Origin of the sequence: Candidatus Marithrix sp. Canyon 246, from assembly GCF_001723685.1 — a bacterium.
Lineage (GTDB): Bacteria > Pseudomonadota > Gammaproteobacteria > Beggiatoales > Beggiatoaceae > Marithrix.
The window spans coordinates 36,010-51,219 of sequence record NZ_MCBX01000012.1 but is presented as its reverse complement, the minus strand read 5'-3'; the positions used below and the strand labels follow the sequence as shown (position 1 = coordinate 51,219).

Below are 15,210 nucleotides of genomic sequence, written 5' to 3'. Positions count from 1 at the left end.
CATTTAAATAGGTGCGAAAAAAAATGATTAGATTAGTTTTTTTTATATTCATATCCCACTTCCTTTCTTCTCCAGCTGTTTCATGTTGGAACAATCTCAAATATAATTCTTCTACACCTGCTAAGTTTATTTTAGCAATGGGTGCCAATACAGGTGATTTGAAAAACACAAATCATGACGCTGAAAATTTTCTCAATGTCATTCAGCAACGCTTTAAGATACCAAATTCTAATGTATGTTTGATTAAAAATGTCACATCTTGGGAATTTGAATCTTCTTTGAAAGGTTTAGCTAAAATAGTTGATTCAAAGGATCAGGTATTTATTTATTTTTCTGGGCATGGCACTCAATATCCTGATAGTACTAATGATGAACAAAATTGTGTCGATGAAGCTTTGATTCCATTTGATTTTACAGGTAAAAGGTATCAAGCTATTAGTGATGATTTATTTGTCTATTGGGTTAATCAAATTAATACCAATAATATAATTAGTGTTATAGATACTTGCTTTTCTGGTGGTATGTTTAGAGGCGATAAAATGTGTCAGAATGCCAAATCTAAATTTTGGTTGATGGATTATATAAATTCCTTATTACCCAAGAAAACTTGTGAAGTTAAGCCGTTAAAGAATAGAATTAAGGGTGTATTATATGCCGCTGCTAAGGAATCTCAAACCGCTTGGGAAATTGCTCAGGGTGGTTTTTTTACTGTTTATTTTTTAAAAAATATTAAAGCTTATCCTAATAAAACACTTGAAGGTATATTTGAAATCACTGCTAATGAAATTAAGTTAGAATCTAGTAACTGTGATATTCAACAAGAGCCACAAAGATGGTATTCTGAATGAAATAGGAAGTGTAACTATGAATGACAAAGAAGCATTAGAATTAATGCGTAAAAATAATCCGAAAGGCTTAGAATTTCTGCATAGAAAATATTATAGCCGAGTTAGAAAGGCGATCTTATCTATAAAAAAGAAGCCGATTTCTGAAGCATCAGCAGATGAAATCTGTAATGATACGTTCTTTCAATTTCATCATACAATTAAAGGTTTTAAAGAACAATGTAGTGTCTTGACTTGGTTAGGTACATTGGCTATTCAAGAAACCAGCAAAAGATTGAGAAAGGAAAAATTTATGATCAAGAATCCACTAGCCAAAAATGAAATTGATATATTTTTTTTAGAAATGGAAAAATTAGAAAAAGATGATTGTTATCAATATTGTATAAGAACAAACATAGCTTATAATACAAATCCATTGTATAAAAATTGCTATGATAGCCTGATGTTTTTTTACAAAGGGCATTCTATAAAAGAAACATCTCAAAAAATTAATCGATCATTATCTGCTACCACAAGCTTTTTCTCGAATTGTCGGAAAACCTTCAAACAGATTTCTTCTTTTAAAGAATGTTGGGAGGATTGTAATAAAAATTAATAAATAATAATTAATAGGAAAAAAATTATGTTAAATAATGATGATAAAATTTGGTTAGATACAATTGCTGGTAAAAATGTGCCAGAAGATGCTAACCCTGATACCGTAGCTGAAGCTCAAGCTTTGCGAGATGCGTTTCATGCTGAAGAACAATTACAAAAACTAATGTCAAGAATTGCTGCTGAAACTAAAACAGAACCTAAAGAAACTTTCATAGAAAAATTGCGTCTTTGGTGGGCATCGAATACAATGACACCAGTTTTAGTGCCTTTAGTTGTAGTTGTTTCTTTTGTTGGATTGATTGTTGTTAAAATGATACCTAATCCAAAGAATAATGATTTGATGTTACCAAAATCTGCACCCAAAATACAGCCACTTAATTCTACAGAAGCTATTGTAAAAATATCTCCAACTGCTAAACAAACAGCAGAACAATTGAAACAAGAATTTATTGCCGCTGGTGCAGATGTCAAATTAACGAACAAACAAAAATCATATCAATTAGATATCGAAATGCCAACATCAGCATCTGATAAGCTACGTGATTTATGTGATCGTATTGGTATTGATGCTGAAAATAGATCAGTACGTATAATTGTTAAATTACCAGAATAAGATGCCGTTTTTTCAAATTATAATTTTGGTGTTAAGTATTAGTATTAGCACTATTGTAACTGCTAATGATCATAAATATTATGGTTTTTTAGCAGAAAAATATGAACAACAGCAGCGTTATGATGAAGCCTTGGTGTTGACGCGCCGAGCCATTTTTAAAGCGCAAGAAGCTTATCATCCAGCTTGGTTAATTCGATGGCAATGGCAATTGGGGCGAATTTTTAAAGCACAAAATAAAATAGTTCCAGCAATTGCCGCTTATCAACAAGCCTTAGATGGTTTGAATTATTTTTGTAAAACCAAATCTAATATTTATCAAAAAATACGCCCTATATATTTTGAATTAGCTGATTTATTGTTACAACAAAACTCAATCGCTGAGGCTAGAGATGTAGTTGAACAATTAAAAACCGCAGATTTAAAAAGTTATTTTGGAGATTGTGTTTTATTAAAAACTAAGTCGATTGACAAAATCGCAGATAGGCATACTGCTGTGATTTATCCTATCGTTTTAGAAAAGCGGCTAGAATTAATAATAAGTTTGCCGCATCAAGATTTGAAACGTATTACAGTAAATGTTGGGCATCAGCAAATTTATAATACAGTCACAGCATTTAATAAAGCCATACAAAAAGGGCGTAGTGATTTAGAAGATACTAGTTATTTAAAAACTGCACAGCGTCTATATAATTGGCTAATTCGCCCAATCACCCTAAATAATATTAAGACATTAGTATTTGTGCCTGAAGGTATATTAGGCACATTATCAATGGCAGCATTACATGATGGTAAACAATTTTTAATTGAAAAATACGCGCTAGCAATTACGCCTAGTCTAAATTTAACCATAGCTAAAACTAATAAACAGAAGAAAAAGATATTAGTTGCCGCTATCACTAAAGCTACACAAGGCTATGCCAAATTACATTATGCAAAAAATGAAATTAAACTAATTAGCAAACTTGGAGAAACTAGTCAATTATTAGATGAAAAATTTACAGCGGCAAATTTCAAAAGCTATTTAAATAAAGATAATTATAATATTGTTCATATAACCAGCCATGCAGAATTTGCATCAGAAGCAAAAGCCAGTTTTATCATTACTCAAAACGGTAAAATCAAGCTAAATGAATTAGATTCAATGATAAAATTCAAACAAACAATTGACTTATTAACATTAAGTGCTTGTAATACCGCAAAAGGTGATCAAGAATGGGCAGCTTTAGGATTATCAGGAATTGCGATAAAGGCGGGAGCTATAAGCTCATTAGCGACACTATGGAAAGCTCATGATTTAACGACTTATCATCTAATAAATATATTTTATCAAAACTATTTTAACAACCAATCAAAAGCACAAGCTTTACAAGCGGCTCAAAAAATAGTCATTGATACAATATATCATCACCCAATTTATTGGGCACCTTTGGTGTTGATTGGTAATTGGATATAAGATTAAACCTGACAGGTTTTAAAAACCTGTCAGGTTTTTCTCGTTACTTATTATTAGAAGCCTGATATTCTTTAGCTGCTAAATAATCAACAACTTTCATCATATTTTTATAACCAGAAAATTTCTCTCCCGGCAATTTATATTTACCATTGACAATAATCGCTGGCACACCATTTAAATCATAAGCAGCAGTTGTATCAACCGCAGTATTTAATTGTTTATAAATCCAAAATGACCTATAAACTCGGTTAAATTTTTTTGCCTTTACTCCATGTTTTTCAAAAAAGCTTCTAAGACCATCTTTTGATTGAATAATATCATACTGTTTTGGTTTGGAATTATGTATGGCATTAAAAATTGCACCATGAATTGTATCTAACATATCCAAAGCATCTGCAATATAATATGCTTTTGCACCAAAAGCCCAACCATGAGTTTGATGAAAAACAGCAGGCACCCGTTTAAATTCTATATAATCGGCTTTAGTTTTTAACCAATTATTTAAAGGTGCTTCGATATGAGAACAATGTGGGCAGCCATACCAGAAAAATTCTAACACTTCCACTTTACCATTGCTTGTTGTTGTTTCTTCAGGAAAATCTAACACCTTATACTGACCAGCATAAGGATCTTCAGCAAAACTAATGCTGCTAATAAAAAATGTGAATAAACCAATAAAAAAAGTATTTTTAATCATATTAATATAAACCTTGTATGTAATTTGTAACAGCTTGCATTTCTGCTTCAGACATTCTGATAGCAATATCACGCATAATTTCGGCTTTACCTGTGGCTTTACGTTTACCGCTCTTATAATCTTGCAATTGTTTTAAAGCATAAGCAGCATGTTGACCACTAATAGCTGGGTATTTTGCTGCGGGATTACCCTTGCCACTTGGACCATGACAGGCTATACATGCACTAACACCAGTTTCTTTATTACCGCCCCTATAAATTTTTTGTCCTAGCATAAGTGAATCTTTAGAAGTACTACCTCCATTAATAGTTTCACTAGCAAAATAAGCAGCTAAATCAAGCATATCTTGTTCACTTAAATTTGCTGCTTGAGGTGACATACTTGGATCTTGACGATCATCAGATTGAAAATTTTTCAATTGCTGAACAATGTAACTTTCATGTTGTCCAGCTAATTTAGGCCATAATGCATTAGTGCTATTACCATCAGCACCATGACAAGCTGCACACACCGCAGATTTATCTTTACCAGCATCAGCCATAACCGCAATAGAACTTATAGAAATACAGATCGCAAATATGTGTTTTTTCATAAATTATTTTTCTCCCAATAAGATTTATCTAAATGTTTCTTATCTATTTTATTAGATTTTTTACTAAAAAAATTATAGCCAGTTTTTTCTTCAACATCAGCTACAGACATTGCATTATCCCATAATTCACTCGCTTTGACAGGCTTGTTAGGAAAAATAAAACCAATACACTGCTTATCCTTAAATGAGTAAATTACCTTATAAAAACTCTCAGGTACTGGCATATCATTAATCAATTCTGGATTATCATTATATATTGGACCAGTAATAACCAGCATTTTACCCTTGGTTTGAGTCCATTTTCTAACTTTTCCCTCTAAATTTCCCCACGCTTGGCGATTTAATTTAGGATCTTGCAATACAATATTAGACATTGCAAAAGTTTGCTCATTACTTCGACGGCTAAAATCGATAGCGGCACTAGGAGCTAAATGACCTTTATCATAACCTGTATTTGTAAAATCATTTGGTTCAACTCTAAGTAGTTCTGGAATATCGGGATCAGCATAAAAATTATTTCCTCGTTCTACATTAATTCCAACAGAACCTTTAGACATAATATATGATACCCATAATGCAGCTTTATATTTAAAGCTATAACCAACACTATAACCATCCCTATCAAGTACTACACTAGTTTCAGTCGGCTCACCAAAATTTTTATGATTACGTAAAGCAAAAATCCAAGTATAAGTTTTATGACGATTTGGCCATAAATGTGTTGAGATCACATATTGTACTGTAGCACCAACTATAACACCAGCACTGCCTATCAGAATACTCTTTAATTCCATATTTAATTTGCTCTATGTATAATAATTTCTACTCTACGATTTTTCTTACGCCCTGCTCGCTTACGATTACTAGCAACTGGGCGACTTTCACCTAAACCTTTTGCTGTAATACGTGTAGAAGCAATACCATGCTCCATTAAAGAAAATTTTACTGAAGTAGCGCGTCGTTCAGATAAACCAAAGTTATGTTGACGATTACCCTTATTATCTGTATATCCTTCCACTGATATTTTTAGATTAGGATGCTGCTTCAGAAATTTAGCTAAAATTTTAATATCACGTTTATCAACATCAAATAACAGCTCATCTAACAATGTTACAACTAAACGCCCACTATGACTTTTTTCCCATTTAGCTAACTTCTTTTTTAATTTGGGGTTTTGTTTACGCATTGCCTCCAATTTTGCTAGTTTTTGTTGTTTTTTACGAGCTTCCTCTTCTTCAACAGCAGCACGTGCTTGAAGTTCTGTTATACGAGCTTGTTCTGCTGCTAGAGCTGCTGCTTCTGCCTCTGCCTTTAAATCTGGTTTTTCAGGCGCACCAGCACAACCATTTAAAATTAATGTAGTAATAATTATAGTGTTTCTTATTATCATTTTTTATCTTCAAAGCTAATGTAGTAATTAATAGTATTATCGCGTTGTTGCTCAAGTTTAATTAATTGATCAGCAAGATCTGACCAAGTTATATCTTGCTTTTCGTCTGTAGGAGAAGCTATCTCAGATGGGAATTGTTTAAAATTTTTTACTTCTTGGTTTGATAATTCAGAAGTTAAGTCTCTAATAATTTGACTATGTTTTGTTTCTAAATCTAATATTTGCTTAGTTAATATTGACCAATATACTTCTGGAGGTTTTGGCGGTTTAGTAAAAATTGGCTTCACTTTAACTTGCGTAATATCAGAGTTAATTAATATTACCACTATACTTAAAATTATGATTTTTAATCCATTGCTTAATATCACTTTCACTTTCTGCAATCTGCCTAACAATAATTTTTAATTCACTTAAATCAGTAAGTTTTTTTAAACTAACTAAAGAAGTTTTACCTAACAAAGCTATATTAGCCGATTGTTGATAAATATCTGCATTGATATTTAACATATGCAATAGCAATTCAATTTTTTGAGAATGATTATGCAATTTTGCCTCTAGACGATTTTGTGCATTATAAAATTTCTGCCATACAACTTTTTGTGCATATAAACTTTCAACAATACTTTTATAACCATCAATAGATAATTGTTTTTTTTGCCTTTCTAAAGGATCAACAATATTAGTTAATTCAATTTGCGCCTTTTTCAGTTGAACTAATTTAGCTTGTTTTTGCTTTTCTAAACCTTCGATATTATGCAAAGTTCTACCCTCTAAACTGGTAATCAATTCAAATTGTGTTTCATGCACATCCATTAATTCTGCCTTCATAGCTGCCATATTTTTATAATTTTGTGCAACAGCAATAAAGCTTTGAATTATTTCACTCATTAAAGATTCAGCATTTTCTCGATTCAATTTAGTTTGTAAACTTTTAAATTGCTTTAAATGTTCTGTAATCTTAATATAAGCTTCTCGCGTACCTTGTTTTAAAATAATATTACTAGCATCAATCAATTGATGTTTGATTTCATTAAATATTGTTCCTGACAAACGCGAAAAAATTTTAACAACCACACCCTTATCATTGGTGCGATTATCAGACTGAAAACTTACAAAAATCGCAGAACCTTCTACAGTAAATTGTTCATTTATAACACCACTAAATTTCGCAATTTCTTTTTTCTTACTATCTCTAATAATTAAATAATCATAATTTTTTTCTATCTTACCAACAACAGTCACTTCTAAACTATTGGCATCTGGAATCATCAATTTTTTAGTAAGTTTTACATTATCATTATAATTTTTAGCATATTCACCAATCGAAAATGAAGTTGCAAAAGTCTCGCTTTTAGCTGCAAATAAAATATTACTATTTACTAATAGAACTAATAACAATAGTTTCTTCATAAGAATACCATAAATCCCCACTCAGGGGGATGCTATTTAATCTCGACGCGCATTTAAAAACGCATCAGCCATAATACCAACAAAATCAGAAGGTTGTTTGTTATTACTAATCATTGGTGCTTTGTTAGAACTTGCTGATTTTTTATTGTTTTTGCGTTGTGGTTTTTTACGTTTAGGCTTTTTAGTCGCAGTTGCAACTTTTTTAGCAACTCGTGGCTTTTCTTCTAAATACATACTCAAGCCTATTCTTTTTCGTTTTAAATCAATTTCTAAAATCTTGACTTTCACCACATCTCCAGCTTTCACAACATCACGAGGATCTTTAATAAAGCTATTTGATAAAGCAGAAATATGTATTAACCCATCATGATGTACACCAATATCTACAAAGGCACCAAAATTTGTGACATTAGTTATTATACCTTCTAACACCATATCAGCTTCAAGATCTTTCAGATCTTCAATACCTTCTTTAAAATGAGGCATTTTAAACTCAGGGCGAGGATCTCTACCCGGTTTTTCTAATTCACGAATTATATCTTTAACTGTTGGAATTCCAAAAATATCATCGACAAAATCTTTTGCATTTATAGTACGTAAAAATATAACTTCACCAATTAATTCCTTAACAGGCTTATTAGTTTGAGCCACAATACGTTCTACAACTGGATAAGCTTCAGGATGAACCGCAGAAGCATCTAATGGATTTTCACTATCCATAATTCGTAAAAAACCAGCCGCTTGTTCAAAACTTTTTTCACCAAAACGCGGTATTTGTTTTAAACTTTCTCTATTAGGAAAAGCACCATGTTCATCGCGATATTCAACTATATTACGCGCTAAACCAGCATTTAAACCTGATACTCTACCTAATAAAGAAGCAGACGCAGTATTTAAATCAACACCAACTGCGTTTACACAATCTTCTACTACCGCTTCTAATGCTCGTGCTAATTGAGTTTTATTGACATCATGCTGATATTGTCCTACACCTATTGATTTAGGTTCAATTTTAACTAACTCAGCTAATGGATCTTGCAATCTTCTAGCGATAGATATAGCTCCACGTAAAGACACATCAACATCAGGAAATTCATTACTAGCAAGTTTAGAAGCAGAATAAACAGACGCACCTGCTTCTGAAATAACTAATTTATATAAGCCCAAATCAGCATGCGCTTTTAATAATTCAGTGACCAACTTATCAGTTTCGCGTGAGCCAGTGCCATTACCAATACTAATTAATTCTACCTGATGTTTACGTGCTAATTCAACTAAAGTATCAATTGATTGTTGCCATTGCTTTTTAGGTGGATTAGGAAAAATAGTAGCAGTATCAACCAGTTTCCCAGTTTTATCAACCACAGCAACTTTTACCCCTGTGCGTAATCCGGGATCTAAACCAATAGTTGCTCGTTGCCCTGCTGGCGCAGTTAATAACAAATCATGTAAATTACTACCAAAAACCTTAATCGCTTCAGCTTCAGATTTTTCACGTATTTGTGTTAATAATTGAGCTTCTAAATGTGTGCGAATTTTAAAACGCCATGCTAAATCCACAGTTTCTAATAACCAATCTTGATTCTCAATATTAAAATAAGCGGCAATTTTCTGTTTAAAATAATCATCCTCTTCAACCACTAAACTTAAACGCAAAATCTTAATTTTACGCCCACGGAACAAAGCTAATGCGCGATGAGAAGGAATAGTTTTTAAAGATTCTTGAGAATCGAAATAGTCAGCAAACTTAGCCCCTTTTTCTTCTTTGCCCTCAATTACCTTAGATGTAAGCTTAGCATTTGCAAATAAATAAGCACGTAAATCTTCAAGCAATGTTGCTTGTTCAGCAAATTTTTCTATTAAAATATGTCTAGCACCTTCTAAAGCTTTTTCACTAGTATCAATTTCCTTATCGGCATTAATATAACTAGCTGCTGCTTCTTCTGGCACCAGAGTGTGATCTTCTAATAAAGCCAATGCTAAAGGCTCTAATCCAGCTTCTTTGGCTAATTTAGCTTTAGAATTACGCTTAGGTTTATATGGTAAATATAAATCTTCAAGACGAGTTTTAGTTTCAGCATCATTAATAGAAGCCTCTAATTCAGGCGTGAGTTTTTCTTGTGTACGAATATTATTAAGTATAACTTCGCGACGTTCATCTAATTCACGTAAATAATGTAAACGTTCTTCTAAAGTACGTAATTGAATATCATCTAAACCACCCGTTACTTCTTTACGATAACGAGCAATAAAAGGTACTGTTGCACCTTCGTTTAGTAATAAAATTGCGGCTTGTACTTTATGTTCTGGCACTGAAAGTTCTTCAGCAATACGTTGAGATATTGTTTTCATATGTGTGTATATATAGAAGGGAATGAACAAAACATTACATCTTGTTCAAATTGTTTTATAGGCGTTGTTCTAATTTTTACTTGGCAATAATGCACATGAGGTATTATTGCTATTAATATCACTTGCAAATTGTTTATCGGTTGGACAAAATTTCAAGGTAGTATGAATTGCTTCTAACGATGAAAGTAGCATACTTTCATAGTTGCCGCTATTAAAATCACTTTCTTTGATTAAAGCTCCTTGAAAGTAAAAGGTATCATTACCTGCTTCAACTTGACGTTTTAATTTATCAGTTTCTAAATCAATGTCAAATATTGCTGGTAATTTACCAGATTTTTTTTGTGCTGGTATTTCATAAGTACCCAAAATTTCAATATCTTTAGTATCTAATCGCAATTTATGCTTAGAATCTGTAGTTTTGATTTTAGCAGTATTAGATAAACAACGACTATAAAGTAATAATAATAATTGCTTATCCTGTGTGGTTGGAATATCCAACATAGTGAATTGCAATCTTACAGTTTCTTTTTTATTAGGATTAAAAGATAAAGACAATAAAGGATGGCGACGCGGTGCTTTCAGATACACTTTTGATTGTTCGCATTTTCTAACGCCTTTTGTTTTCTGTTCGCTATATGCAGGATCAATTCTGATCTCATCAATCTCAATTCTTTGTTTCTTAGAATTATCTGCTTTTTTATTTGCTATAGCAGCAGGTAAACCATTAGCACTTTTATTAGCAAATGGATTTGTTGGTGATGCTTTTTTTTCAGCAGAAGATTTTGATTTATCATCTTCATTAGTATCTGAAGGAATGGCTCCACCACTTTTATTAGGAGCAGCCCATGCAGGCGTTGTGGCTAATAACAGCGCGTAAGCAAGAGTCGATTGTTTAAATTTAGTTTTCATATCTTATAGCTTGACAAATGTTTATTTATATATGAATATAATACCATTAAAAATGAGATAATGTTATGAAACTAATAATTACATTAATAATACCAGTATTATTAGGATGCAATTCTACACCCACTAAAAGCAAAATAGAGTTAGAAAATATCAGATTTATTGACACAGAAATATTTGATAAAGATCTTATACAATCTATGAAAGCTAATAGTGAAACCATTACAATTTCAATAATAGGTAATATTTCAATTAATAATATTCCAGAACGCTTAGGCAAATGGTTAAGCATCGTAATGGATAAGCAAGGTAAAGTCGATTTTAAGATTAATGAACGCACAACTGGCGTTGAACCCCTGAGTCTATTAATGGGTGTTGCACCAACTGCTTATAAATTTCTAAAAAAAGAAGCATCTTATGGTTTAGCAGGTAATTACAATGTAACGGTTTTTTATATATATGATAATGGAATCATCACCAAAATTATATTTACTAAAAAACAATAGGCACTAAACAGCCACTATATAAAAATGAAGCATCAATAATTGCAACTTTTTTAGAACGATATTTCTGCATATAATCTGTATATTGCTTTAAACTTAAATGTTCTTTGCCTAAATATATAACCAATTTGCCTTGTGGATTTTTTATCAGCCACGAACACATATTATATTCTGTTACCACCTCTAAGGGTTGTTGTAAACGTCCTAAAAATTGATATTGACCATGATATTTACCTAAATGGGCTATGGTTTCACCATTCATTTGCAATTCATGAATTTTGCTACTAATATTCCGTACATCATAACTTGGTTCAGTTGCCTTTATAAAACTTAATGGAAGTATAATACTAATTAATATTGAAACAGTACTAATTATGATAATTTTATCTTTCTGCTTTACTAAATAAGCTATTAATAAAGCAAACGCTGGAATTATCGGTAATAAATAATGTGGTTGTTTACCGCTAATCAGCGAAAATGCAACAAAAACAACTAAAAACCAAATCAAACAAAAACGCACCCCATAATCACTAATATGTTGTGGTATTTGCAATAAAGCTTGCCAAACCGGCTTCCAAAATAACCAAGGAAATAATATTATTGGTAATAAAGGTAAATACCACCAAATTGGATGTTGATGAGCAAAAGAATTAACAATACGATTAGCCGTTTGCCCCCAAAATATAGCCTCTCTAAATTCATCACCACCATATATAGCCGCTGGAATCGCCCAAGCCAATGCAATTGCAGCTCCTAAAATCACACCTAAATACCACCTATTCCACGAAGAAGCAAGTATAGCGACTGGTAATAAATGTAACAAAATTACCGGTCCTTTAGTAAGGACACCTAAACCTATAGCAATGCCTAATAACAACCATGAATTTTTAACGATTGCCACCATACCCAACAAAGTAAAAAATGCCAACATTATATCAAACATAGCAACCGTGGAAAATAAACTCCACAACAAACAAGCTAACAAAATAAAAGGTGCAGATTCAGCAATCTCAGAATCTTGCGGCCATAATTGACGCGCTAAATAAACCAGCAACCACAAACTAGCCAAAGAAAAACAACCCGAAATTAATCGCGGTGACCAATCATTAACACCAAAAATTGCCCAAGTTAAATTTATTAACCAAAACAATAAAGGAGGTTTATGATGATAAACTTCACCATTTAGATATGGCACCAACCAATTACTATGTATCCACATTTCCCAAGCAACTGATACATAACGAGTTTCATCAATCTGTATTAAAGTACGACTAAAAAGGGGAATAAATACCAATAAACTCCACAAGCTAATTAGCTTGAATTTCAGAAGCTTGTTGCTCATATTTTTTAATTAAATATAAATTGCGCATATAAATAAATAATCCCGCAAATTGCCCTACAATAAATACAGGATCAAGACGATAAATAGCATAACTTAACAAAGTCACCCCACCAGCAAGACTGAAATACCAAAATTCCATTGGAATAACACTACGTTTTTGACGCTCACTCTGCCACCATTGCACTAAAAAACGTAATGAAAATAACAGTTGCCCTGCAAACCCAATTATTAACCATATAACTTCTGTCTTCATTTATTATCCTTGATAATTTCTGCGTTTATAGCACGACGCTGTAACCACATAACACCAAACAAATCAACAATTCCCACCATCAACCGATCAAAAAAACCATATTTAGATTGACCATGAACTCTGGATCTATGATTCACAGTTATTGACACAATACCACCACCATTTCTTAAAAAAAGTGCTGCCAAAAAACGATGCATATGATTAAAATGTGGTAAAGTTAGAAATGCTTGACGCGAAAATAGTTTTAGCCCACAACCAGTATCTATAGTATCATCATGCAACAAGCGGCAACGTATTCCATTAGCCAAACGTGAAGAAATACGTTTAAGCCAAGTATCTTGACGTTTAAGTCTAATACCAGCAACCATTTGTATTGAGGGATGTTGTTTTAAAACTGCTAACAAACGTGGAATATCAGCTGGATCATTTTGACCATCACCATCTAAAGTCACAATCCATGTACCAAGGGCTGCTTTAACCCCAGTTAAAATAGCTATACTTTGTCCATATGTAGAACCATGACGAATAACTCGTAGTTGATTAAAATCCTGACTCGACTGTTGCAAAATTTGCCAACTTCCATCACTACTTCCATCATCAACATATATTAACTCATAATCTATTAAACCATCTAAAGCAGCGCGAATTTCACCTACTAATAATCTAATATTATCGGCTTCATTATATATTGGTACTAATACTGATAAATAAGGAATATTATTCATTATGGGAGGGTTGATTGAAAAAGGCGAACTATATGTTCGCCCAAAATCAAATTAAGACCATTGTTGTATAATTTTATCTAAGCTTGGCGTTGCCAAACCTTTAATACGTGTCACTACTTCTTCTAAAGAAGTAAAGGTTTGAAAATCATCCTTTTTCCTCTCATTTAAAATATTCTTAATAACATTTTGTCTAGCATTTGCTTGTTTAAGCTTCTCTATGATCTCATCAATAGATGAAGTATTAATTGTATCTAAAAACATCTCAGATGGTGATTTTTTAGGTGTTGGCTTTTTGACAACTTTTTTCTTTACAGCCTTTGCAGGTTTAGCTTTAGGCTTAGCTTTAGCTTTAACATTGTTATTTAACAAAGGCTGTAAATCATTGATTTCAGTTATAACATCATTGACAGCATCTACTAATGCTTTTAATGTAGTATCTAAAAGTACAAGCCCATCATGTAAATTAGTTACATTAGATGAATTAGTATTGGCTTTAGAATTATTCGCCATAAAATTGCTCCTTTAAAATGAATGATCAGAGGATATGTAGATGAAAAAAATAATATTAATATTATTAATGCTTTACTCAGAATTATTACTTGCAGTATCACCTTATATTGGCATCAGCGTCGGAAAAAATATTAATCAATCTACTTGCTTAATAGCTGCTAAAAAAGTTCTTCAAACTGAAAGATTTCAAAAAATAACCCAATACAAAGGTAATGCCAATTTATTATTTGCTGCTTATAAAAATAAGCCACAATATAAATATAAAAGTCTAGTCAAGTGCCTACCAAAATTAGTAATAGTAATTATCGTAGCACAAACACCTAGATATATCTTAAAAAAAGCTAACAAGTTACGTCAGCAAATTGAAAAATTAAGTCGTTCTAAACGACTAAGAAATACAGAGAATCAATCTTATCACAAAACATCAATTCCACCTTATCTTAGCATAAGTGTTGGAGAGATCAATGATCTTACAAATCAAAAATGTTTAATCACAGCAAAACAAGTACTAAAAAATCATGGCTTTGAAAAGATTATCCAATATAAAAAAAATGCAACATTATTTGCCGCTTATCATGATAAAATATCTTATAAGTATAAAGCTGTTATTAAATGTTTAGTTCATGAAGGAATCGTTGTAGTTGTAGTTGTGGCAAATACTCTTAAAAACATTAAACAACAAACTAATATATTACGAAAAAAAATTCAAGAGTTTAATTATAACATTGAACCTACAGAAGATAAACCCCATGACATGCTAATATCAAAAATTGAAATGGATACTATTTTAAGCCAAGAAATATGTTTAAATCAAGCCAAATTAGCAATTAAAAAAGCTGGATTTTATAATAATATAGAAATTAATAATTATTATTCGGTCACAGGACAAAATGATAATAAATACCTTAGCGTAATTCGATGTATTACAGATGAAAATATTGTGGTTTTTTGGGTCAAAGGTAAAAACCTTAACATAAGAAAACGTTTTTTAAATATAATTCAAAAAGAATTTTAATACTAAC

At 31.8% G+C, this 15,210-nt stretch carries 18 protein-coding genes; 6 read left to right on the top strand and 12 right to left on the bottom strand.

Annotation, left to right across the window (positions count from 1 at the left end; genetic code table 11):
• The first annotated feature begins 23 nt into the window (after positions 1 to 23).
• From BHU68_RS08755 to BHU68_RS08740, 4 genes are read left to right on the top strand one after another with little or no spacing between them, the layout of a single operon-like run.
• Positions 24 to 848, top strand: a complete 825-nt coding sequence (locus BHU68_RS08755) for a caspase family protein (RefSeq protein ID WP_069471629.1) — start codon at positions 24 to 26, stop codon at positions 846 to 848.
• A gap of 16 nt (positions 849 to 864) precedes the next feature.
• Positions 865 to 1,440, top strand: coding sequence for an RNA polymerase sigma factor (locus BHU68_RS08750; RefSeq protein ID WP_069471630.1), 576 nt, complete (start codon positions 865 to 867; stop codon positions 1,438 to 1,440).
• 27 nt (positions 1,441 to 1,467) lie between these two features.
• Positions 1,468 to 2,055, top strand: a complete 588-nt coding sequence (locus BHU68_RS08745; RefSeq protein ID WP_069471631.1) for a hypothetical protein — start codon at positions 1,468 to 1,470, stop codon at positions 2,053 to 2,055.
• 1 nt (position 2,056) lies between these two features.
• Entirely contained in the window at positions 2,057 to 3,508 is a 1,452-nt protein-coding gene (locus BHU68_RS08740) for a CHAT domain-containing protein (protein WP_069471632.1), read from the top strand.
• Between the two features lie 43 nt (positions 3,509 to 3,551).
• On the opposite strand, the gene BHU68_RS08735 is transcribed toward BHU68_RS08740, so the two are convergent.
• The 8 genes from BHU68_RS08735 to BHU68_RS08700 form a co-directional block, all read right to left on the bottom strand.
• Positions 3,552 to 4,205, bottom strand: a complete 654-nt coding sequence (locus BHU68_RS08735; RefSeq protein WP_069471633.1) for a thiol:disulfide interchange protein DsbA/DsbL — start codon at positions 4,203 to 4,205, stop codon at positions 3,552 to 3,554.
• A gap of 1 nt (position 4,206) precedes the next feature.
• Entirely contained in the window at positions 4,207 to 4,797 is a 591-nt protein-coding gene (locus tag BHU68_RS08730) for a c-type cytochrome (protein WP_069471634.1), read from the bottom strand.
• On the bottom strand, positions 4,794 to 5,591 hold the full coding sequence (locus BHU68_RS08725) for a DNA/RNA non-specific endonuclease (RefSeq protein ID WP_069471635.1): 798 nt from the start codon (positions 5,589 to 5,591) through the stop codon (positions 4,794 to 4,796). The genes BHU68_RS08730 and BHU68_RS08725 overlap by 4 nt, the downstream gene beginning before the upstream one ends.
• A 2-nt stretch (positions 5,592 to 5,593) precedes the next feature.
• Entirely contained in the window at positions 5,594 to 6,187 is a 594-nt protein-coding gene (locus BHU68_RS08720; protein WP_069471636.1) for an OmpA family protein, read from the bottom strand.
• Positions 6,184 to 6,513 (bottom strand): hypothetical protein, encoded by a 330-nt coding sequence (locus BHU68_RS08715; protein WP_141698788.1) that lies wholly within the window; start codon positions 6,511 to 6,513, stop codon positions 6,184 to 6,186. Before BHU68_RS08715 ends, BHU68_RS08720 begins: the two co-directional genes overlap by 4 nt.
• Positions 6,497 to 7,597: a hypothetical protein gene (locus tag BHU68_RS08710; protein WP_069471638.1), complete on the bottom strand. Its 1,101-nt coding sequence runs from the start codon at positions 7,595 to 7,597 to the stop codon at positions 6,497 to 6,499. The genes BHU68_RS08715 and BHU68_RS08710 overlap by 17 nt, the downstream gene beginning before the upstream one ends.
• 36 nt (positions 7,598 to 7,633) lie before the next feature.
• Complete coding sequence (locus BHU68_RS08705) at positions 7,634 to 9,949, bottom strand: Tex family protein (protein WP_069472724.1); 2,316 nt, start codon at positions 9,947 to 9,949, stop codon at positions 7,634 to 7,636.
• A gap of 69 nt (positions 9,950 to 10,018) precedes the next feature.
• Complete coding sequence (locus BHU68_RS08700) at positions 10,019 to 10,858, bottom strand: hypothetical protein (protein ID WP_069472044.1); 840 nt, start codon at positions 10,856 to 10,858, stop codon at positions 10,019 to 10,021.
• 65 nt (positions 10,859 to 10,923) lie between these two features.
• Here BHU68_RS08700 and BHU68_RS08695 point away from each other — a divergent pair, with 65 nt between their 5' ends.
• On the top strand, positions 10,924 to 11,361 hold the full coding sequence (locus BHU68_RS08695) for a hypothetical protein (protein WP_069472045.1): 438 nt from the start codon (positions 10,924 to 10,926) through the stop codon (positions 11,359 to 11,361).
• On the opposite strand, the gene BHU68_RS08690 is transcribed toward BHU68_RS08695, so the two are convergent.
• Genes BHU68_RS08690 through BHU68_RS08675 form a run of 4 tightly spaced genes read right to left on the bottom strand, consistent with a single transcriptional unit; the run spans position 11,348 to position 14,188 of the window.
• A complete protein-coding gene (locus BHU68_RS08690; protein ID WP_069472046.1) occupies positions 11,348 to 12,700 on the bottom strand; it encodes an ArnT family glycosyltransferase in 1,353 nt (450 codons plus the stop codon). The two genes, BHU68_RS08695 and BHU68_RS08690, sit on opposite strands and share 14 nt — an antisense overlap.
• Positions 12,666 to 12,953, bottom strand: coding sequence for a lipid-A-disaccharide synthase N-terminal domain-containing protein (locus tag BHU68_RS08685; protein ID WP_069472047.1), 288 nt, complete (start codon positions 12,951 to 12,953; stop codon positions 12,666 to 12,668). The genes BHU68_RS08690 and BHU68_RS08685 overlap by 35 nt, the downstream gene beginning before the upstream one ends.
• The gene (locus tag BHU68_RS08680) at positions 12,950 to 13,678 is read right to left on the bottom strand and encodes a glycosyltransferase family 2 protein (RefSeq protein ID WP_069472048.1); all 729 of its coding nucleotides are present in this window, start codon (positions 13,676 to 13,678) and stop codon (positions 12,950 to 12,952) included. Before BHU68_RS08680 ends, BHU68_RS08685 begins: the two co-directional genes overlap by 4 nt.
• A 51-nt stretch (positions 13,679 to 13,729) precedes the next feature.
• Complete coding sequence (locus BHU68_RS08675; RefSeq protein WP_069472049.1) at positions 13,730 to 14,188, bottom strand: hypothetical protein; 459 nt, start codon at positions 14,186 to 14,188, stop codon at positions 13,730 to 13,732.
• A gap of 40 nt (positions 14,189 to 14,228) precedes the next feature.
• Between BHU68_RS08675 and BHU68_RS08670 the strand changes: the two genes are divergently transcribed.
• Positions 14,229 to 15,203, top strand: coding sequence for a hypothetical protein (locus BHU68_RS08670; RefSeq protein ID WP_069472050.1), 975 nt, complete (start codon positions 14,229 to 14,231; stop codon positions 15,201 to 15,203).
• Positions 15,204 to 15,210: the final 7 nt, after the last annotated feature.

Excerpts from the sequence above, each read along its gene's own strand:
- BHU68_RS08755 (WP_069471629.1), top strand. The coding sequence starts at position 24 with ATGATTAGATTAGTTTTTTTTATATTCATATCCCACTTCCTTTCTTCT.
- BHU68_RS08750 (WP_069471630.1), top strand. The coding sequence starts at position 865 with ATGAATGACAAAGAAGCATTAGAATTAATGCGTAAAAATAATCCGAAA.
- BHU68_RS08745 (WP_069471631.1), top strand. The coding sequence starts at position 1,468 with ATGTTAAATAATGATGATAAAATTTGGTTAGATACAATTGCTGGTAAA.
- BHU68_RS08740 (WP_069471632.1), top strand. The coding sequence starts at position 2,057 with ATGCCGTTTTTTCAAATTATAATTTTGGTGTTAAGTATTAGTATTAGC.
- BHU68_RS08735 (WP_069471633.1), bottom strand. The coding sequence starts at position 4,205 with ATGATTAAAAATACTTTTTTTATTGGTTTATTCACATTTTTTATTAGC.
- BHU68_RS08730 (WP_069471634.1), bottom strand. The coding sequence starts at position 4,797 with ATGAAAAAACACATATTTGCGATCTGTATTTCTATAAGTTCTATTGCG.
- BHU68_RS08725 (WP_069471635.1), bottom strand. The coding sequence starts at position 5,591 with ATGGAATTAAAGAGTATTCTGATAGGCAGTGCTGGTGTTATAGTTGGT.
- BHU68_RS08720 (WP_069471636.1), bottom strand. The coding sequence starts at position 6,187 with ATGATAATAAGAAACACTATAATTATTACTACATTAATTTTAAATGGT.
- BHU68_RS08710 (WP_069471638.1), bottom strand. The coding sequence starts at position 7,597 with ATGAAGAAACTATTGTTATTAGTTCTATTAGTAAATAGTAATATTTTA.
- BHU68_RS08705 (WP_069472724.1), bottom strand. The coding sequence starts at position 9,949 with ATGAAAACAATATCTCAACGTATTGCTGAAGAACTTTCAGTGCCAGAA.
- BHU68_RS08700 (WP_069472044.1), bottom strand. The coding sequence starts at position 10,858 with ATGAAAACTAAATTTAAACAATCGACTCTTGCTTACGCGCTGTTATTA.
- BHU68_RS08695 (WP_069472045.1), top strand. The coding sequence starts at position 10,924 with ATGAAACTAATAATTACATTAATAATACCAGTATTATTAGGATGCAAT.
- BHU68_RS08690 (WP_069472046.1), bottom strand. The coding sequence starts at position 12,700 with ATGAGCAACAAGCTTCTGAAATTCAAGCTAATTAGCTTGTGGAGTTTA.
- BHU68_RS08685 (WP_069472047.1), bottom strand. The coding sequence starts at position 12,953 with ATGAAGACAGAAGTTATATGGTTAATAATTGGGTTTGCAGGGCAACTG.
- BHU68_RS08680 (WP_069472048.1), bottom strand. The coding sequence starts at position 13,678 with ATGAATAATATTCCTTATTTATCAGTATTAGTACCAATATATAATGAA.
- BHU68_RS08675 (WP_069472049.1), bottom strand. The coding sequence starts at position 14,188 with ATGGCGAATAATTCTAAAGCCAATACTAATTCATCTAATGTAACTAAT.
- BHU68_RS08670 (WP_069472050.1), top strand. The coding sequence starts at position 14,229 with ATGAAAAAAATAATATTAATATTATTAATGCTTTACTCAGAATTATTA.